16 protein-coding genes, 1 riboswitch and 1 other annotated feature are annotated in these 19,354 nt (G+C 49.4%); of the genes, 7 read left to right on the top strand and 9 right to left on the bottom strand.

Features of this window, described 5'->3' with window-relative positions; genetic code table 11:
• Positions 1–278: 278 nt before the first annotated feature.
• Complete coding sequence (locus CR205_RS20645) at positions 279–413, bottom strand: hypothetical protein (protein ID WP_268877391.1); 135 nt, start codon at positions 411–413, stop codon at positions 279–281.
• Positions 414–640: 227 nt separating this feature from the next.
• Entirely contained in the window at positions 641–2,227 is a 1,587-nt protein-coding gene (gene pckA / locus CR205_RS00470; RefSeq protein ID WP_110515864.1) for a phosphoenolpyruvate carboxykinase (ATP), read from the bottom strand.
• A gap of 254 nt (positions 2,228–2,481) precedes the next feature.
• A riboswitch (SAM riboswitch) is annotated at positions 2,482–2,598 on the top strand.
• A 177-nt stretch (positions 2,599–2,775) separates the two neighbouring features.
• Between pckA and metK the strand changes: the two genes are divergently transcribed.
• Entirely contained in the window at positions 2,776–3,990 is a 1,215-nt protein-coding gene (metK, locus tag CR205_RS00475) for a methionine adenosyltransferase (protein ID WP_110515866.1), read from the top strand.
• Between the two features lie 65 nt (positions 3,991–4,055).
• Here metK and CR205_RS00480 read toward each other — a convergent pair whose 3' ends face one another.
• The 3 genes from CR205_RS00480 to CR205_RS00490 form a co-directional block, all read right to left on the bottom strand.
• Complete coding sequence (locus CR205_RS00480; protein WP_110515868.1) at positions 4,056–5,201, bottom strand: glycosyltransferase family 4 protein; 1,146 nt, start codon at positions 5,199–5,201, stop codon at positions 4,056–4,058.
• Between the two features lie 41 nt (positions 5,202–5,242).
• A complete protein-coding gene (locus tag CR205_RS00485) occupies positions 5,243–5,764 on the bottom strand; it encodes a phosphatase PAP2 family protein (RefSeq protein ID WP_110515870.1) in 522 nt (173 codons plus the stop codon).
• 312 nt (positions 5,765–6,076) lie between these two features.
• A complete protein-coding gene (locus tag CR205_RS00490; RefSeq protein ID WP_110515872.1) occupies positions 6,077–6,604 on the bottom strand; it encodes a gamma carbonic anhydrase in 528 nt (175 codons plus the stop codon).
• Positions 6,605–6,717: 113 nt separating this feature from the next.
• On the opposite strand from CR205_RS00490, the gene CR205_RS00495 reads away from it, so the two are divergent.
• Positions 6,718–7,518: an alpha/beta fold hydrolase gene (locus tag CR205_RS00495; protein ID WP_110515874.1), complete on the top strand. Its 801-nt coding sequence runs from the start codon at positions 6,718–6,720 to the stop codon at positions 7,516–7,518.
• 79 nt (positions 7,519–7,597) lie between these two features.
• On the top strand, positions 7,598–8,494 hold the full coding sequence (locus CR205_RS00500; protein ID WP_110519583.1) for an AEC family transporter: 897 nt from the start codon (positions 7,598–7,600) through the stop codon (positions 8,492–8,494).
• Between the two features lie 266 nt (positions 8,495–8,760).
• On the opposite strand, the gene CR205_RS00505 is transcribed toward CR205_RS00500, so the two are convergent.
• The 3 genes from CR205_RS00505 to ltaE are packed head-to-tail and all read right to left on the bottom strand — an operon-like array spanning position 8,761 to position 11,331.
• Entirely contained in the window at positions 8,761–9,336 is a 576-nt protein-coding gene (locus CR205_RS00505) for a tRNA (mnm(5)s(2)U34)-methyltransferase (RefSeq protein WP_110515876.1), read from the bottom strand.
• A complete protein-coding gene (locus CR205_RS00510; protein ID WP_110515878.1) occupies positions 9,336–10,289 on the bottom strand; it encodes a TIGR01212 family radical SAM protein in 954 nt (317 codons plus the stop codon). Before CR205_RS00510 ends, CR205_RS00505 begins: the two co-directional genes overlap by 1 nt.
• Before the next feature lie 7 nt (positions 10,290–10,296).
• Positions 10,297–11,331, bottom strand: coding sequence for a low-specificity L-threonine aldolase (gene ltaE, locus CR205_RS00515; RefSeq protein ID WP_110519585.1), 1,035 nt, complete (start codon positions 11,329–11,331; stop codon positions 10,297–10,299).
• Positions 11,332–11,653: 322 nt separating this feature from the next.
• Between ltaE and CR205_RS00520 the strand changes: the two genes are divergently transcribed.
• Together CR205_RS00520 and leuS are read left to right on the top strand one after the other, a co-directional pair.
• The gene (locus CR205_RS00520) at positions 11,654–12,856 is read left to right on the top strand and encodes an MDR family MFS transporter (RefSeq protein ID WP_110515880.1); all 1,203 of its coding nucleotides are present in this window, start codon (positions 11,654–11,656) and stop codon (positions 12,854–12,856) included.
• A 94-nt stretch (positions 12,857–12,950) separates the two neighbouring features.
• Positions 12,951–13,194 (top strand) — a binding site (T-box leader).
• Positions 13,195–13,286: 92 nt separating this feature from the next.
• A complete protein-coding gene (gene leuS / locus CR205_RS00525) occupies positions 13,287–15,704 on the top strand; it encodes a leucine--tRNA ligase (RefSeq protein WP_110515881.1) in 2,418 nt (805 codons plus the stop codon).
• Positions 15,705–15,796: 92 nt separating this feature from the next.
• Here the strand turns inward: leuS and CR205_RS00530 are convergent, their stop codons facing one another.
• Positions 15,797–16,246 (bottom strand): RrF2 family transcriptional regulator, encoded by a 450-nt coding sequence (locus tag CR205_RS00530; RefSeq protein WP_110515883.1) that lies wholly within the window; start codon positions 16,244–16,246, stop codon positions 15,797–15,799.
• Positions 16,247–16,435: 189 nt separating this feature from the next.
• On the opposite strand from CR205_RS00530, the gene hmpA reads away from it, so the two are divergent.
• Both hmpA and CR205_RS00540 read left to right on the top strand, forming a co-directional pair.
• On the top strand, positions 16,436–17,665 hold the full coding sequence (gene hmpA, locus CR205_RS00535) for an NO-inducible flavohemoprotein (protein ID WP_110515885.1): 1,230 nt from the start codon (positions 16,436–16,438) through the stop codon (positions 17,663–17,665).
• Between the two features lie 174 nt (positions 17,666–17,839).
• Positions 17,840–19,270: an alanine/glycine:cation symporter family protein gene (locus CR205_RS00540; RefSeq protein WP_236634669.1), complete on the top strand. Its 1,431-nt coding sequence runs from the start codon at positions 17,840–17,842 to the stop codon at positions 19,268–19,270.
• Positions 19,271–19,354: the final 84 nt, after the last annotated feature.

Here is a 19,354-nt window from a genome sequence, read left to right on the forward strand (position 1 = left end):
AAAGCTTTTTGAATTTGTATACAAGTAAAATTTATGGGATTATATGGGTGCCTTATATTAATATTAAAAAGCTGTTTTCGGACAGATTGTTGCTTTTCATATAATTTGTTAAAGCGCAAGGCGGCGTCTCCTGCGGGAATAGCATCAGCTGAAGACCCCGCAGGGCGTTTTTTCCGAGGAGGTTGAAGCGATGCCCGCGGAAAGCGTCCGCCTGCAGCGTATTAATACAACAATCTTTACGAAAAGAGCTTATTAAAAAAAGACCGGCAGCCCGGTCTTTACTGAAACGCTTTATAGCCGAAACCGAAATGAATAACAAGAAATACGACAAGCATGAGCACCAGTCCCATAATGAGTCCGCGAAAGGCTTCTCCGACACCGTCATCAAACTTCTGTTCCTTATCCGTTTTCATGTCCAGTCTCCTTTATTAGGAAGTTACCTTATAGTATGGACAGGTTTTTCTGATTATAACTCGTCTGATCACAAACAACTCAGCCGCCGGTAAAAGTATTATAGCGTAAACGGATAAGGCTGGGCTGTTATCCCATAATTAAATGTTATTTTACTTAATGGACGTAAATCAGTATCAGAAATAAAAGTAAGCCCCCCTGCAGGCTGCAGGAGGGCTGTTTGTACGGTCTATTTTGTTGATGGGCCTGCCTCGCGGATCTCATCGGAAATATCACGGAACTTCTTGAAATTTTCCTCAAACTTGCTCGCAAGCTCAATCGCCTTTGCATCGTATGCGTCCTTATCCTGCCATGTCTGGCGAGGGAGAAGGACTTCGTCAGGTACACCAGGGCAGTGAGCTGGCACCTGAAGGCCGAAGAATGGATCTGTTTCAGTCTCCACAGCAGCAAGTTCTCCCTGAAGGGCAGCCTGCACCATCGCCCTGGTGTATGTGAGGTTCATACGGCTTCCAACCCCGTAAGGCCCGCCGGACCACCCTGTGTTGACAAGGTAAACCTCCACATCATGCTGATTGATCCGCTCCCCGAGCATTTCCGCATAACGATATGCCGGAAGGGGAAGGAACGGTGCACCGAAACAGGTCGAGAAAGTGGCCGTTGGTTCTGTAATACCTCGCTCGGTGCCGGCAAGTTTACTCGTGTAACCGCTCAGGAAATGATACATAGCCTGCTCCTTCGTGAGTCTGCTGATCGGCGGGAGCACACCAAAAGCATCTGCGGTAAGGAAAATAATTGTATTCGGATGACCTGCCACGCTCGGAGTCATGGCATTCGGGATCGCTTCAAGCGGGTAGGCAGCCCGGGTGTTTTCAGTGAAAAATGTGTCATCGTAATCAGGCTCACGAGTCTCCTCATCTACGACAACATTCTCAAGGACAGATCCGAACCGGATGGCATTGAAAATCTGAGGCTCTTTCTCTTCACTCAGGTTCACACACTTAGCATAGCAGCCGCCTTCAATGTTGAACACGCCGTTATGGGACCATCCGTGCTCATCGTCTCCAATCAGGTTGCGATTTGTATCGGCGGAAAGGGTTGTTTTACCTGTACCTGAAAGCCCGAAGAACAGAGCCACATCACCTTCCTGGCCGACGTTGGCAGAACAGTGCATCGAAAAGATGTCTTTTTCCGGCAGGAGGTAGTTCATCACGGAAAATATCGATTTTTTCATCTCTCCGGCATACTCGGTTCCGCCGATGAGAACTGTACGTTTTTCAAAGGAAATGATGATAAATGTCTCGGAATTTGTGCCATCCACAGCTGGGTCAGCTTTAAAGCCCGGTGCACTGACGATCGTGAATTCCGGGACCAGGGTTTCGAGCTCCTTTTCGGCAGGACGGATAAACAGCTGGCTCGCAAACAGATTGTGCCATGCAAACTCATTCACAATGCGGATCGGCAGCTGATGCTGTTTGTCTGCTCCTGCGATCGCGTCACGAACAAAGATCTCATCTTTTTTACCTAAGTAGTCAAGCACTTTTACGTAAAGGCTTTCAAAAACGTCTGTAGAGATTGGCTGATTGACGCTTCCCCACTCGATTTTCTCATGCACCGAACGCTCATCAACAATGAACTTATCTTTTGGGGAGCGGCCGGTGTAGGCACCAGTTGTAGCACGGAATGCGCCAGTGGCGGTGATGAGTCCCTCGTTCCGGTTAAGCGCTTGTTCAATCAGTCTGGCTGCGGGTAAATTTGTGTGAACCGTATTCTTTTTTACCATTCGGTCCAACTCCGTTTCAAAGTGGAGGGTACTCATCTTTACATCAAACCCTTTCTCGATATTATATATTGGATTAATGACTTATTTGCTTTAATTAGTATAACACATTCATACGAATAGTCTATACTATATGGACAGAAAATGTTACGGTTTTTTGACGGGGTTTTATTATAATAAGGAAGAAAGGTGCGTTTTGTGACACCGGTTCTGGGGAAGTTTACCAAGTATGTGGATTCTGTGATTTGTTGACAGGTGAGGGAAAGTCCGTTATCATGACTAACGAACGGATACTCTTATCCCGAGTTGGCGGAGGGACAGGCCCGACGAAGCCCAGCAACCATCACCCTTTCTTTATTTTACTGGTGAACGGTGCTAACCTGCAAGACAACCTGTCTTGAAGATAAGAGGTTAAAGGCGGACGGATTAAACCTTTTCCTCAACCGGGAAAAGGTTTTTTTAGTGACTTGGAGAATTGTTTTGAAGTCGGCTCAGACAGCTTTTCTGAGTTTTCTGCCGGGAGAATGAGTACCGTCACTACAATACACAAATCCTATTCTCAGAACAGGACCAGGGAGGTACATGTTGTGGCAGAAAAAAGACGACGTTTATTTACGTCAGAATCAGTAACAGAGGGACATCCGGATAAAATCTGTGATCAGATTTCCGATGCAATTTTAGATGAAATTATGAAGAATGACCCGAATGCCCGGGTGGCCTGTGAAACTTCGGTAAACACAGGACTAGTTCTCGTAGCAGGCGAAATTTCCACTTCCACGTATGTGGATATTCCAAAGGTTGTTCGTGAAACGGTGAAGGAAATCGGCTACACTAGAGCAAAATACGGCTTTGACTATGAAACGTGTGCGGTGCTTACGTCTATTGACGAGCAGAGTGCAGATATCGCCCAAGGTGTTGACAGGGCTCTTGAAGCCCGTGAAGGTCAAATGTCAGACCAGGAAATTGAAGCAATCGGCGCCGGGGACCAGGGGCTGATGTTTGGTTATGCGGACAATCAGACACCTGAACTCATGCCGCTTCCGATTTCTCTTGCTCATAAGCTTTCCCGCCGGCTGAGCGAAGTGCGCAAGAACGAAACGCTTTCTTACCTGCGCCCGGATGGCAAGACACAGGTGACAGTCGAGTATGATGAAAATGGCCAGCCATCCCACATTGATACGATCGTTATTTCCACCCAGCACCACCCGGAAGTAACGCTAGAGACGATTCAGGCAGATCTGAAAAAACATGTGATCGGACCGGTTGTACCGGAAAACCTGATCGATGAAAAAACGAAATACTTTATCAATCCTACAGGACGCTTTGTTATCGGCGGACCTCAGGGCGATGCTGGTCTTACCGGCCGTAAGATTATTGTAGATACGTATGGCGGCTATGCCCGTCATGGCGGCGGTGCCTTCTCCGGTAAGGATGCGACGAAAGTCGACCGCTCTGCGGCATATGCGGCCCGTTACGTGGCTAAAAACCTTGTGGCAGCAGGTCTTGCCGACCGCTGTGAGGTACAGCTCGCCTATGCAATTGGTGTTGCACAGCCGGTTTCCATCGCCATTGATACGTTTGACACAGGAAAAGTGAGTGAAGATGTGATGGTGGATGTGATCCGCGAGAACTTTGATCTCCGCCCTGCAGGCATTATTAAAATGCTTGATCTTCGCCGTCCGATCTACAAGCAGACGGCAGCCTACGGTCATTTCGGCCGCACGGATGTGGATCTTCCATGGGAACGTACAGATAAAGCTGAACTTCTGAAGAAGCAGGCAGAGGCAAAAGCAGGGAAATAAATAAATGCCCCGGAAAAGAGTGATGGATGCTCTCATTCCGGGGCTTTTTTATCGTGTTTTTGTATTCAGGCCAGGTTCGGAATTTTACTGTTATGATGAGCCGTTTCATACTGAGCAATCAGATTGGAAAAGATCCCGTCCCATGACTGGGTCCGGGCATACCTTCTCCCCCTGGCTCCCATAAGCTGCCGTGTTGGAGGGGAAGAAAGCAATTCTTCAACCGCTTCTCTGAAACTGTCAGAAGACTTTGGTACACATACTCTTCCTGTATACCTGTCTTCTACAATCTCCTGAACCCCTCCGGATCGTGCGACGATGGCAGGTGTACCGGAAGCAAGAGATTCAAGAACCACATTCCCAAAGGTTTCTGTTGATGAGGGAAAGACAAACAAATCTGCTGCAGCGTAGGCCTGTGCAAGTGAGTGTCCATCCAGGTAACCGGTAAATAAAACACTGTCTCCGTGACGTTCCTTCATTTCCGGAAGGGCCGGCCCTTCACCAACTACAACCCACTGCGCTTCCTGAGCGTATACGGGGTTAAGCTCTTCGATTACTGAAGAAAGAACATCCATGTCTTTTTCGGGGGCAACCCGGCCCGCGTACAATAGAATATGTTTTTTTGTAATCCCGTATTTTTCACGGAAAGCTCTGCTGCCGTGCACCGGTGAAAACCGGTCGCAATCAACGCCGCGGGGCCAGATCTCCAGGTGTTTGAATCCTTTACGCCTCAGGTGGTTTTTCGTTTCGGAGGAGGGAACAAAGATTTTTTCGGCACCTTCGTGAAACCAGCGCTGGTATTTCCAGATCCATGGCATCACAAACCCGAGTCTGTAATAGTCCAAGTACGAATCAAAGTGGGTGTGATAGGAGGCAACAAAGGGTACGTTGTATTTGCGCGCGTAGCGAACGCCGCACAGCCCCATGTTGAATGGGGTAGCCGTGTGGATGAGGGTCGGGCTGAAGTCATGAAGCTGCTGACGGATGGTGATCACGTTAGGAAAAGCGATGCGGCATTCCGGGTAAAGGAAAAAAGGCAGACTGGCAAACCGGTGAACGTTGCTTTTAAAAAGTGGTTCTTCGTCCATCGTTTCCGGAACATAAACTTCGTGCTCGACATTGTTTTTCTCCATGTAAGTGACCAATCGCTGCAGCGTCTTTGCGACCCCATTAACCTGCGGAGTAAATGTGTCTGTGAATAAGGCGATTCGCATTTTTTGTCCCCCTTGACTCGAATGTAGTTAAAATTCCAGGCTTAAAAAAGCAGTCCCAGAAGAAATGCGGTCACAGTGCCAATTATCATACCTGCAATAACGTCAGACGGATAATGGAGACCGATCGTGATCCGTGAGATTGCAACAAGCAGGGCGATTGGCAGCAGAAGAATAATAAGTGATGGAAAGAGAAACATGTAGGGCATGGTTACTGAAAATACGGCTGTTGTGTGCCCGGAGGGAAAAGAACTGTCCCGGAGAGGATTTCTGACCACATACGAGTCCCCAATGACGATGTAGGGGCGCTGACGGAGAAAGTTCCGTTTAAGGGTCGTGACAATGACGTGGCTGATCACAAGAGCTGCCGCAGAATGGAACACAGCCGGTCTCCACTCAGGCGAGGCGGCAGCCAGAAGGACGAGGGTCGTGGTGATTGTCGCGGTGGCTCCCCCCAGATGCGTGAGGAGCCCCATGGCTGTATGATAAAAAGCAGCTTCCCTGCATCTGTTAATCGCCCTGAAAATATTTCTGTCCTGCAGATGGAACCAATTCAGTGCTTTCAAGTTTCCACTCCTCCTCTGTTCGGGTCTCTACTTCTAAGATATTAGAGAAAGATTAAGTTAGAGTAAGGGAACTGTGAAGGTTTTATAAAATTGAGTGAAGGAATGTTTTTTCTTTACGGTGGGGGAGGAATGGGAATGTTGAAGAGAAGTAATACGATAAGGGGCTTATCATATTAAAACGCTATGACCGATGAGGAAAAATGGTACGGAAGTCGCGGCTCGATAAATAACCTTAGCTCCACTAATTGGTTGTAAGTAGCAAACGATGCAAAAAAAACGCCGGCCCCTTCAGGACGGCGGTTCTCAAATCGCTCAAAGACTTCCCTTCTTAATTACTTCCTTGTAGTACTGCCCTTTTTCCACATACTCACGGCGGATGCGGGCCATATCCTTTTTGTCCTCATCGTTTAGTTCACGGACCACCTTTGCCGGGCGTCCGAGCGCCAGAGTTCCAGCGGGGACGGTTTTTCCCGGAGGAACAAGGCTGCCCGCACCGACGAAGGCACCTTCACCAATCTCTGCACGGTCGAGGATTGTAGCTCCCATACCGATCAGGGCGTCCTTTTTAACTACACAGCTGTGGAGGATGCACTGGTGGCCGACGGTTACTCCGTCCTCCAGCACAAGAGGGTTCTCCGGACTCTGGTGAAGGGTGCTGTTATCCTGGATGTTGACTCTCTCACCGATATAGGTAGGCGCCACGTCTCCGCGAATGACCGTGTTAAACCAGATGCTTGCGTCTTTTCTCACGTGGACGTCTCCGGTGATCACTACCCCATCGGCCAGAAAAGCACTGGGATCAATCACTGGTGTATACTCTTTGTAAGGATATAATTTCATATAAGAAACTCCCTTCGTATGTATGTCTTTTCTACAGTCTATCAGAATGAGTGTAACGGCGCTTGACGGAGCAGGGCAAACCGGGCAGGATAATAGAAAAGGAGGACGGCGTTATGTGGAAATGGGAAGTGAAAAACGGAACGGCCAAAGGCGTATTCGTGATCGTTCATGGAGCCGGCGAGTATCACGTACGTTACGATTGGGTTGTCCGGCAGCTGAATCGTCATGGCTACCACGTAATTATGGGGGATCTTCCCGGTCAGGGGACAACGACAGGGAGAAGGGGACACGTAAATGAGTTCCAGGACTATTTCCGGAAGGTAAATCCGTGGCTGAGAGAAGCCCGCAAGTATGGTCTCCCTGTAATCCAGCTCGGTCACAGCATGGGCGGACTCATTTCCCTTCTCGTTCAAAATGAAGTGAAGCCTTCACTGAGGCCGGATATCCTGATCTTGTCCTCCCCGTGTCTTGGTCTGGCCAATATCCCGCCTCTGTACAAGCGGGCTTTATCCAAGGGGCTAAACCGTCTCTGGCCCACTCTATCTCTCCCTTCCGGGCTGGAACCAGGTTCCGGTACGAGGGATGAAAAGATGCGGGTAAGGGATGTGAGTGACGCCGTACTTGTTAAAAAAGTGAGTGTCCGCTACTATGCAGAGCTGACTGCTTCCATTCGAAGAGCCCATACTGAAGTTGAACGCTTTCCTGATCTCCCCCTGTATGTGATGCAGGGGGGAGATGACCGGATCGTGGATAAAGAGGAAGTGAAACGCTGGTTTAACAATCTTGATATCTCGGATAAGGCCTACAGGGAGTGGCCTGGATTTTTTCATGAAGTGCTTAACGATCCTGGCAAGGAGGAAGTGCTTCTACAGATGCTCGCATTTGTGACTGCGCGCCTGCACATGGTAAAGTAATAACGTGAAGTGGTTATTCTAACCAGGCCTTTGCCGTCATTGGCAGCCTGGTTCTTTGCGTCAGAAAGGAGGAGCAGGTCTGGGAATATTTCTATCTGTTGTTCTGCCGGTCATCTGTGTCTTTGCGATCGGTTTTGCTGTACAGAAGTGGCAGAACCTCGACTTAAAACCTATATCCACAGTAGCCGTCTACGTGATGACGCCTGCTCTTGTTTTCCGGACATTTTATGAGTCGGATGTGGATATCCAGTATCTTTACATGGTTATCTTTTCTATTATTCTTTTTTTCGCCCTCATCATCATAAATAAGATTTATGCCCGGCTCATGCGTTATCCCTCTTCCCTTGAGAGCGGTCTGATTCTGTCTACAGCGTTTATGAATACCGGCAATTACGGGGCGCCAATCATCCTGTTTGCCTATGGGGAGGCGGGGTTTGCCTATGCTGTTTCGTTTCTCGTTTTCCAGTCGATTATGATGAACTTTTTCGGTGTGTATTATGCAGCGAGAGGAGGGACCGGAATAAAAACGGCGGTAAAAGCCGTTCTGGCTATGCCCGCTACGTACGCTTTCATTCTGGCTCTTTCTCTTAAAGCATCAGGTCTATCCATACCCGGCAATTTGTTTCAGACGGTGGATATTATCGCGGAAGCTACAATTCCTACCGTTATGATCATTCTCGGTATGCAGCTGGCGCGAATTGAATGGGGAAGCTTTGACTGGGGGAAAATCAGTTATGCAACCGTGCTGCGCCTTTTAGTGTCACCTTTGATTGCATGGCTGATTACGCTCATTCTTCCGGTAAATGATCTTCTGGCAAAAGTACTGATCGTGTCTGCCGCTATGCCATCTGCGGCCATGATGGTGATCTATTCCGTTCAATTTGATACGAAGCCGAAACTCGTCTCAAGTATTACGTTCGTGTCGACCATCCTGAGTATCTTTACATTGACTGTGCTGCTGATTATTCTGGGATAGATGTAATTGACGGTTCAGTTGAGCACAGAACTCAAACAAGAAGGCTCCATATGTAAAGTTTGTTGGTTAATTATGCTGCAGGGCGGCGCTTTCCGCGGGCATCTCTTCAGCCTCCTAGGGGAAATCGCCCTGCGGGGTCTTCAGTCGACACTATTCCCGCAGGAGTCGCCGACTTACGCTTTAAATTATCCTAAAAGGAACAATCTATTTTTAAACATCTAACAGGGAAAGGGTGCAGCCAGAACGTGGCGGCACCCTTTTCTAATCTAGCGCTTTTCAACAGCAACGATAAACGGCGGGTTGTTTCGCTGGTTTGTAAATCGGTATTCAAGTACGTGGGCTTCTTCCTGTGGGATCCCACGTGTATAGGAGAGAAGGGCGTCCCGTTCAACTTTCCCTTCATCATGACCGTGATAGACCACAATTACGATAATCCCGCCGGGTTTGAGCATGTTAAGCAGCTCCCTTACTGCATGAATCGTCGTATCGGGTGTAGTCGTGACAGACTTATCACTTCCAGGCAGATAACCGAGGTTCAAGACGGCCCCGTCCACGACAGCTCCGTCTGGAAGGTGCCGGCGGACATGCTCGTGACTGTCATGGATGAGTGTCACCCGTTCATTAAGCCTGAGCTTTGTGGCTGCCTGAAGACGCTCCCGGGTAGATTTGATCGCCTGTTCCTGGATGTCAAAGCTGAAAACCTGTCCGTTTTCACCGGCCAGTTTGGCAAGGAACATCGTATCATGGCCGTTTCCGGCAGTAGCATCTACAGCGAGACCGCCGTCTGGAACGGACCGTTCAAGAAGTAACCTGGCAAAGGGGAGAATCCCGTCCATCGTCATCAACGGACCATCGCCCCCTCATGATATCTGCCCTGCCAGCTGCCGCGCCGTTTCATTTCTGCATCAATGCCGTTTAAGGCATCCCATTTGTTCAGACTCCACATGGGGCCGATCATTAAATCGGAAGGCCCGTCACCGGTCAGCCGGTGAATAATCAGGTCCGGTGGAAGGACTTCAAGCTGGTCGCAGACAAGATTGACGTATTCTTCGAGACTGAGAAACTCGACGAGTCCCTTTTCATATTGCTTGACCATCGGTGTTCGGCGAAGCAGATGAAGCAGGTGAATTTTGATTCCCTGAACATCGAGCTTTGCCACTTCCTTTGCGGTTTCAAGCATCATCTGATGGGTCTCAAGGGGAAGACCGTTAATGATATGGGAGCAGACCCGGATTCCTCGTTCCCGGAGTTTCTTTACTCCTTCTACATAGCAGTCAAAATCGTGGGCACGGTTGATCAGGTCCCCGGTACGGTCATGGGCTGTCTGAAGGCCGAGTTCAACCCAAAGATATGTTCTCTCATTCAGCTCAGCCAGATAATCGACCACATCATCCGGAAGGCAGTCCGGCCTGGTGGCAATAGAGAGACCGACAACGCCCTCCTGCTTTAAAATCACTTCATACATTTCCCTGAGTTCATCAACCGGGGCATAGGTATTTGTGTATGCCTGAAAGTAGCCGATATATTTTGCATTTTTCCATTTCCGGTGCATCTTATCTCTCACCGTGTGAAACTGGGTGACCAGATCGTCCGCCCGGTCACCGGCGAAGTCGCCGGATCCGCGTTCACTGCAGAATGTACAGCCGCCACTGGCCACATTTCCGTCTCTGTTCGGACAGTCGAAGCCGGCATCGAGTGGAACCTTAAAGATTTTTTCCCCAAATTGCCGGCGCAGGTGGGAGTTCCAGGTTACATATCGTTTATCTCCAAATTGAGGAGGAATCGCTTGTGTCAACGTTCGTTCATCCTTTCAGCTGCTGAAGAGATTTCATGATCCGCTCGATCGCCTGGGAAATCTCCGTCCGGGAAATATCCCGGTGAGTGGTAAGGCGTACGGTGAATGGTCCGAACGGCACGGCAAGCACGCCTTGGCGCTTCATTTCTGCAACCCAGTCTTCACTCGTAAGTCCAGTCTCAAACGTGTCCATCAGAATCATGTTCGTTTCCACCTGATTCATAACGTTAAGCCCTTCCATGCTGGAAATGGCTTCGGCTAAAATGCCCGCATGTTCGTGGTCATCGGCGATAAAGTCAAAACCGTTCTTTAATGCAAGCAGCGCAGGTGCAGCTAACACGCCTGCCTGACGGAGACCGCCGCCAAGGCGCTTCCGCCATTTTCTGGCACGCTCGATGAAAGACCGGTCACCTGCGAGAATGGACCCGACTGGCGCACCAAGCCCTTTAGAGAGACAGAATTGAATCGTTGATGCATGACGGGCCAATTCCGCTACAGGCACCCCGGCGGCTATGGATGCGTTGAAGATTCGTGCTCCGTCGATATGAAGAGGGATGCCCGCTCGTTCAGCCAGCAGCCCTACTTCTTTCACATAGTCTGGCGGAAGAACGGATCCGCCGCTTTTGTTATGCGTATTTTCAAGCCAAATGAGGCCTGTATCTGGAAAGTGGACATCCTGAGAGCGGATCGCACCTGACAGGTCGGAGAGCAGCATCTGTCCTTTTTCACTCGAAAGTGTCCGGGACTGAACGCCGGCGAAAGCTGCTGTTGCACCGCCTTCGTAAAGAAAAACATGGGCCCGGTCGTCCATAATGATTTCCTCGCCCTGACGCATGTGCGTGAGAACAGCGGCCTGGTTTCCCTGGGTGCCGCTCGTCACAAACAGGGCAGCTTCTTTTCCGGCAAGGGCCGCGGCACGCTCTTCAAGTTCATTTACGGACGGGTCTTCTCCATAGACATCGTCACCGACTTCGGCAGCAGCCATCGCCTCCCGCATTTCCCTGGTCGGCCGGGTGACCGTATCGCTTCGTAAATCAATCATGATAAATCCTCCTGTACGCATGTTTTCTAGTACCCATCCTACCACAGAACGAGGGACGAACATAACAGGCCCGGTCTTATTATTGCGCTGCAGTCGGATGCTTTCCGCTGGCAGCGCCTCAGCCTCCTCGGGAAAAACACCTGCTAAGTCTTCGCCTTTTGCTTTTACCGGAGTAGTCACCGCTTTCAGCAACATAATTATTTGTTCAATAGCAGCAGTTAATTTTACACAGCCTTTAAGATGGGTAAAAAAGTACATTGCAAATTTGGCAGGCGTCCTCTACAATTTCTTTAGATAAACGAAATAGTGAAGGGTGATTTGTATGCCTAAAGCGGTCTGGCTGCTCGTGATCGGGATGGCCATCAATGTGACCGGGGCGTCTTTTTTATGGCCTCTGAACACGATCTATATTCATGTGGAACTCGGAATGTCCCTGTCTGTAGCAGGCCTTGTGATCATGGGCAACGCCATTATGGGGATCATGGGCAATCTGATCGGCGGGAAGCTGTTTGACCGCATTGGCGGGTTTAAGACGATTATTCTGGGCGTGGTCATTACAATGGCAAGTGCATTTACACTTGCCGTTTTTAATGATTTTTACCAGTATGTTGTATTGATGCTCGGCCTCGGTTTCGGCGCAGGTGTCATTATTCCGGCCATGTATGCCATGGCCGGAGCCGTTTGGCCTGAAGGCGGCCGCCGGCCCTTTAATGCCATGTATGTGGCTCAGAATGTCGGTGTATCAGTCGGTGCAGCTTCCGGAGGTCTGCTGGCAAGTTACCGTTTTGACCTTGTTTTTCTCGGAAACGGCTTGATGTATCTCAGTTTTTTCATTCTTGCCCTGCTCTTTTTCAGGCATCTGCAGGCAGACAGCGGTGCGGCGGCTGCTACTAACGTTTTTGAACAGAGTCGGGAAGTGGAGAACCGGAAAAGGTTTAAGGCCCTGCTTATTCTGTGCGGCGGCTTTTTGATCTGCTGGATTGCCTATGTGCAGTGGCAGACAACGATCAGCGCACATACCCAGAGTCTTGGAATTCCGTTGACCTATTACAGTATCCTCTGGACAATCAATGGTGCGATGATTGTCTTTTGCCAGCCACTCATTAAAATTCTGATCGGCCGCTGGGTTCATTCACTGAAAGCCCAGATCTATGTCGGCCTCGTCATTTTCATGTGTGCCTACGTGATTCTCTCGCAGGCCGAAGTGTATACAGCTTTCGTTGTGGCTATGGTTGTATTGACGTTTGGGGAAATGTTCGTCTGGCCGGCGGTGCCGACGATTGCCCATCAACTGGCGCCGGAAGGGAAAGCCGGATTTTATCAGGGTATTGTCAATAGTATCGGCACAGGGGGACGGATGCTCGGACCGTTCTTCGGTGGCGTTATGGCTGACCTGTTTGGTATGCAGGTGCTGTTCTATGTGCTGGTTGTTCTTTTCCTTGTTGCATTCGTTACCACATCCCTTTACGACCGCGCGCTGTCAGATCAGCGAGTCGGATCGCGGGAGGCAGAAACAGCCTCATGATTGGGAAAATGAGGTTTAAAATGGTAAATATTCGTGTAACCTTAAGATAATAGCTTGACACTTTGTCATCCGCTTCATAGAATAGCTATAGATATGAAACCCGATGAAGAGGATCAGTAGTAGCATCAGACATGATTCAGAGAGCTGGCGGCCGCTGAAAGCCAGCCATGTCCGTTACGAACTCGCCTCCGAGGATCCGGTGTGAGCGCCATAGGCGTCAGCATTGGACGGTCCGCCGCCGTTACCGGTCCGAAACGAAGTGAGTACACACGTACTAATCAAGGGTGGTACCGCGGGAAGGTTTTTGTTATTATGAATAACAGCCTCTCGTCCCTGGCTGAATAAAGCCGGGGGCGGGAGGCTTTTTTTGTACATAAAAGTCCCTCCGGACGGCAGGCAAAGCTTTTAAATAATGAAGGAGGCCAAAACGATGGCTTACAACCACAAACAGGTTGAACAGAAGTGGCAGCAATATTGGGAAACAAACAAAACGTTCAAAACAGAAGAAGAATACGATAAGAAAAAGTTCTATGCACTCGATATGTTCCCGTATCCGTCTGGTGCCGGCCTGCACGTCGGGCACCCTGAAGGCTACACGGCAACAGACATCCTGTCCCGCATGAAGCGGATGCAGGGATACAACGTCCTTCACCCGATGGGATGGGACGCCTTTGGACTTCCGGCGGAGCAGTACGCCATGGATACGGGCAACCACCCCCGTGAATTTACAGTGGACAATATCAACACGTTCCGGCGCCAGATTAAGGAACTTGGTTTTTCCTATGACTGGGACCGTGAAGTGAGCACCGTTGATGAAGACTACTACAAATGGACCCAGTGGATCTTCACTAAGCTCTATGAGGAGGGACTCGCTTATATCGACGAAGTGGCCGTAAACTGGTGCCCGGCACTCGGCACGGTTCTTGCCAATGAAGAAGTAATCGATGGGGTGAGTGAGCGAGGCGGCCACCCGGTGGAACGCCGTCCGATGAAACAGTGGATGCTGAAGATTACCGCCTATGCTGACCGTCTTCTTGAAGATCTTGACGACCTTGACTGGCCGGAGAGCCTGAAAGATATGCAGCGCAATTGGATCGGCCGTTCGGAAGGAGCGGACGTCACGTTCGCGCTTGATGGCCACGAGGAGAGCGTCTCGGTCTTTACGACCCGCCCGGATACCCTGTACGGAGCGACCTACATGGTTCTTGCCCCGGAGCACAGCCTTGTTGAAAAAATTACAACTTCCGAACAGAAAGAAGCGGTCACCGGCTATCAGAAAGCCGTTGCGACCAAGAGTGACCTTGAGCGTACGGAGCTTGCAAAAGAAAAGACGGGCGTGTTTACCGGGGCTTATGCTCTTCATCCGGTCACAGGTGAAAAACTTCCTGTCTGGATCGCCGATTATGTACTTGCAAGCTACGGAACAGGAGCGGTTATGGCCGTACCGGGCCACGATGAGCGTGACCACGAGTTCGCCCGTACGTTTGATTTACCGATCGTGGAAGTGGTAGCAGGCGGTGACGTAGACCAGGAAGCATATGCTGAAGACGGCCCGCACGTAAACTCGGACTTCCTTAACGGACTTCATAACGAAGAAGCGATCACGAAAATGATCAGCTGGCTGGAGAAAAACGGAAAAGGTGCGAAAAAAGTGACGTACCGCCTTCGTGACTGGCTGTTCAGCCGTCAACGCTACTGGGGTGAGCCGATCCCGATTATACACTGGGAAGACGGCTCGATGGAGGCTGTGCCGGAATCCGAACTTCCGCTCACACTTCCTGAAATGAGTGAATTCAAACCGTCCGGGTCCGGCGAATCACCGCTTGCCAACGCCGAGGACTGGCTAGTCGTGGAAGACCCGAAAACGGGCCGAAAAGGGCGCCGGGAAACGAACACTATGCCCCAGTGGGCTGGCAGTTGCTGGTATTACCTCCGCTATATCGACCCGGACAACAGTGAACAGCTGGCAGATCCGGAAAAGCTGAAGCACTGGCTCCCGGTGGACATTTATATCGGTGGTGCAGAGCATGCGGTTCTTCACCTTCTGTACGCCCGTTTCTGGCACAAGTTTCTCTACGACATCGGCGTGGTGCCGACGAAGGAGCCGTTTCAGAAGCTGTATAACCAGGGAATGATTCTTGGTGAAAACAACGAGAAGATGAGTAAGTCGAAAGGAAACGTTGTTAACCCTGATGACATTATTGCCTCCCACGGTGCAGATACGCTCCGTCTGTATGAAATGTTTATGGGACCGCTTGACGCTTCAGTTTCCTGGAGCGAAAACGGGCTCGACGGTGCGCGCCGCTTCCTGGATCGTGTATGGCGTCTGATCGTTAAAGAGGATGGTACGCTTTCCGATTCGATTCAGGACGTACCTGAAGAAGGTGGTCTTACCCGCACTTACCATCAGACAGTGAAGAAAGTAACCGAAGACTGTGAGGGACTGCGTTTTAACACAGCGATCTCCCAGATGATGGTGTTCGTGAACGACGCGTACAAACAGAAGACTGTTCCGAGGACCTACGTGGAAGGTTTCGTTAAGATGCTTTCCCCGATCGCGCCGCACGTGGCTGAAGAGCTCTGGGCTGTTCTTGGTCATAAAGGCACCGTTACTTACGAGTCGTGGCCTGCATATGACGAGAGCAAGCTTGTGGAAAATGAAGTGGAAATCGTCGTTCAAATTAACGGCAAAGTCCGCACGAAGCTCGTCATCGCCAAGGATGCCAGCCGGGAGGATATGGAAAAAGCCGCCCTTGAACTTGATAAAATTAAAGAAGATACCGATGGAAAAACGATCCGTAAAGTGATCGCAGTTCCCGGTAAGCTTGTCAATATCGTAGCAAATTAATATGTAACCGCCTGCTGGATAAGGTCCCGGAGCAGCCGCAATCGGGACATAACCGCAAGCAGAATAGCAGAAAAAACCTGACTTCATCAAAGTCAGGTTTTTTCCTTTTTCATATTAAGCAAGTCCCTCAATATTTTTTCATTCACGGTGATGTCCTTCAGTGTATACCGGTCGAGAACAGCCATGTAGGCATTTAAAGCTTCATGCAGCACTCCTTTAAGCCTGCAGGACGGGCTTAAAACACAGGTGTTGTTCTCTTCATCAAAACACTCGACATACTGACTGTTATCTTCAGTCAGGCGCACTACTTTTCCCACCGGCAGATCCTCGGGTTTTATTGCCAGTCTGATGCCCCCGCCTCGACCTTTAATCGTCTCCAGAATCCCATGTCTTCCAAGTTCCTGAGTGACCTTTGTCAGATGATTATAGGAAATATTGTAAGCTTTCGCCACTTCTTTCACACTGGTCAGTTTTCCCTCGGGCTGGACAGCAGCGTAGAGAAGAAGACGGAGTGCATAATCGGTATATGAAGTCAGCTGCATATCCATCCCTCCACATACGACAGTCGTCGTTCATTCCTTTTTGCAAGCATACCATAAAGCCGGTCGATAGTCAGAAATGATGCAATTGTGACAGAAAAAGCAACATATAAAATAAGTATTTAAAATACTTATTAAACGTGGTTTAATTTAAATAGGTATTAATTATGCATATTAAAATACGGAAGGGGAATGGTGATGGCCGTTCTAAAAGAAAGTACAAAAGAAATAATCAGGAGTACTGCACCGGTTCTGGAACAGGAAGGCGAACGCATTACCTCACTATTTTACAAAAAGATGTTTCAGGATCACCCGGAACTGTTAAACATTTTTAATCAGACGAATCAGAAACAGGGAAAACAGCCCAGGGCACTGGCAGGAACACTTTACGCAGCCGCAGTGAATATTGACCGTCTTGAAAGTCTTCTGCCGGCGATCAGACAGATTGCACATAAACACCGGAGCCTGAATGTGAAGCCGGAGCATTATCCGATAGTGGGGAAGTATCTTCTTATGGCAATGAGAGAAGTACTTCAGGATTCACCGGACATCGATGACATCATTGAGGCGTGGGAAGAGACTTATGGCGTTGTAGCAAAAGTATTTATTGATACAGAAGCAGCTATGTATGCTGAAGCGGAAGAAAAAATCGGCGGCTGGCGCGGATTCCGTGAGTTTACCGTCATAAAAAAAGAACAGGAGAGCCGGGTTATTACGTCGTTTTACCTGAAGCCGGCAGACGAAGGTCCCCTGGCATCATTTGAGCCGGGACAGTACATTTCTGTCCAGGTGATGCCCGATTACAGCAAACCGGCACATATGAGACAGTACAGCCTGTCGGATTCACCGGACAAAGATTACTATAGAATCAGTGTAAAAAAAGAGGAAGGGATGCAGGGGCATGAAGATGGTGTGGTGTCCAACTACCTTCATGAAAAGATAGAAGCAGGGGATACCTTAAACCTTACCGCGCCAGCTGGATCTTTTACATTAAAAGAAAACAGTGACCGCCCCCTCGTTCTGATCGCAGGCGGCGTGGGCCTTACTCCGCTCGTCAGCATGCTGAATACGTCTTCAGTCAGGAATCCGGACCGCCCTGTAACCTTTGTTGCGGCAGCAAAATCCGGCGAGCTGCACGCTATGGACGATCACGTTCGTTCCATGGCTGAGGGCTCAAGTTCAGTCCGTTATGCTGTATGCTATGAGACACCATCTGTAGAAGACCGCAGGCACCCGAACCTGCTTAAAGAAGGGCTGGTTGATGAGGAACTTCTCTCAGATGCAGTACCGGATAAAGATGCGGAATATTATTTCTGCGGTCCTGTTCCCTTTCTGAGGAAAGTAAACGGAATATTGAGAGACTGGGGAATTCCGGAAAGCAGAATCAATTTTGAATTTTTCGGACCGAGTCAAAGTATTTGATATAAATAACTGCTATAGACTGCAAGGCGTGAAAGGGACCCCCTTTTACGCCTTTTTTTACTTTTACTTTTCACACATAAAAATACAGGGTTTGCCAATCGGTGACAGGGTATAGGAACATCAATATAATACTACCTGATAGCTGGATAATTACATGAAAAGAGGGTGATGCCGGTGGATCTTGGGGCAATTGGACAGGCAATCGAAGCAGTTGGAGATTTTTTATGGACGTACATTCTTGCGGTAATACTTCTTGGCGGGGGGATCTTCCTGACGATAAGGCTCCGCTTTTTCCAGTTTCGCTTTTTTGGTCACGTAATGAAAGAGACGCTTGGAAAAATCTTCGATAAGACAGATCGGAAAGGGACCATCACGCCATTTCAGGCCTTTACTTCTGCCCTGGCATCGACGGCAGGGGCAACCAACATCGTCGGTGTACCGGTGGCAATCGCCCTCGGGGGACCGGGTGCCCTGTTCTGGATGTGGGTCGTGGCCCTGATTGGGATGGGAACAAAGTATTCAGAAATTATGCTTGGGCTGAAGTACCGTGAAGAAAATAAAAAAGGAGAATGGGTCGGTGGACCGCAGTACTACATAAGAAAAGCACTCGGCTGGAAAGCGATGTCCATCGGCTTTGCTTTTTCCCTAATGCTAGTAATTATCCCCAGCACGATGGTTCAGTCAAACTCCATCTCTACGCAGGTACAGGGGGCGTTCGGTTGGAACACAGCCCTCGTTGGGGTCGGGGTAATGGTCGTTGTGGCCGCACTCGTGTTTGGCGGGATTAAACGGATTGGAAAAGTAACAGACAAGTTTATCCCATTTATGGTGCTTACCTATGTTGTGATCTGTTCGATCGTCATTCTCGCCAATGTGACGGAACTTCCTGCCGTGTTTCAGCTGATTTTTGTCCACGCATTTACCCCGGTATCAGCTGCAGGCGGATTTGCCGGAGCGGCATTTGCACAGGCGCTCAGGTGGGGACTTGCGAGAGGATTGTACTCCAACGAAGCCGGTCTGGGTACGGCGCCTATCGCACACTCGGCTGCTATGACCGACCACCCTTCAAGACAGTCTCTCTGGGGGATCTTCAGTGTATTTGTAGACACTATCATTCTCTGTACACTTTCAGGGCTTGCCGTTCTCGTAACCGGAGCTTGGCTTGAAGTGGATCCGGATAATGCCTCGAGCATGATTGACGTAGCATTTGGAACGGTATTCGGGGGCACGTTCGGTGCTGCATTCATTGCTGTATTTCTCATGTTTTTTGTCGTCACCACAATCGGCATACTCGTTTTTTACGGGGAAAAACAGGCAGAGTATCTGTTTGGGCTCAAGTTCGCAAAAGTCATGCGGTTCGTTTATATCGGCGCCATCTTTGTCGGTGCTATCGGCGGCCTTCAGTTCGTCTGGCGTTTCCTGGATCTGATTCTCTTCTTCGTGGTTATCTTCAATATCATTCCGGTTCTCTTCCTTCATAAGGAGATCCGGGCGGTTACCGACGACTACATTGAAAGAATTATTAAAGGGAAAGGCGGAGATCCAAAGGTGCGGCTATGGCATGAGGAACCTGCGAAGAAGAAGAAAGCTTCTTCCAATGATTAAAATGTGACAATGTAAGCAGCAGTAAAAAGATCCTGACCGTAAAAAAGAGGTTGACCTCTGATTCGGAATTAATTTCCGTCCGGG

It is taken from the genome of Alteribacter lacisalsi, assembly GCF_003226345.1.
GTDB lineage: Bacteria > Bacillota > Bacilli > Bacillales > Salisediminibacteriaceae > Alteribacter > Alteribacter lacisalsi.

Coding starts and splice junctions, on each gene's coding strand:
- CR205_RS20645 (WP_268877391.1), bottom strand. CDS start 413: ATGAAAACGGATAAGGAACAGAAGTTTGATGACGGTGTCGGAGAAGCC.
- pckA (WP_110515864.1), bottom strand. CDS start 2,227: ATGAGTACCCTCCACTTTGAAACGGAGTTGGACCGAATGGTAAAAAAG.
- CR205_RS00490 (WP_110515872.1), bottom strand. CDS start 6,604: ATGAAATTATATCCTTACAAAGAGTATACACCAGTGATTGATCCCAGT.
- leuS (WP_110515881.1), top strand. CDS start 13,287: ATGGCTTACAACCACAAACAGGTTGAACAGAAGTGGCAGCAATATTGG.
- CR205_RS00495 (WP_110515874.1), top strand. CDS start 6,718: ATGTGGAAATGGGAAGTGAAAAACGGAACGGCCAAAGGCGTATTCGTG.
- CR205_RS00505 (WP_110515876.1), bottom strand. CDS start 9,336: ATGACGATGGACGGGATTCTCCCCTTTGCCAGGTTACTTCTTGAACGG.
- CR205_RS00530 (WP_110515883.1), bottom strand. CDS start 16,246: ATGCAGCTGACTTCATATACCGATTATGCACTCCGTCTTCTTCTCTAC.
- ltaE (WP_110519585.1), bottom strand. CDS start 11,331: ATGATTGATTTACGAAGCGATACGGTCACCCGGCCGACCAGGGAAATG.
- CR205_RS00520 (WP_110515880.1), top strand. CDS start 11,654: ATGCCTAAAGCGGTCTGGCTGCTCGTGATCGGGATGGCCATCAATGTG.
- hmpA (WP_110515885.1), top strand. CDS start 16,436: ATGGTGATGGCCGTTCTAAAAGAAAGTACAAAAGAAATAATCAGGAGT.
- CR205_RS00480 (WP_110515868.1), bottom strand. CDS start 5,201: ATGCGAATCGCCTTATTCACAGACACATTTACTCCGCAGGTTAATGGG.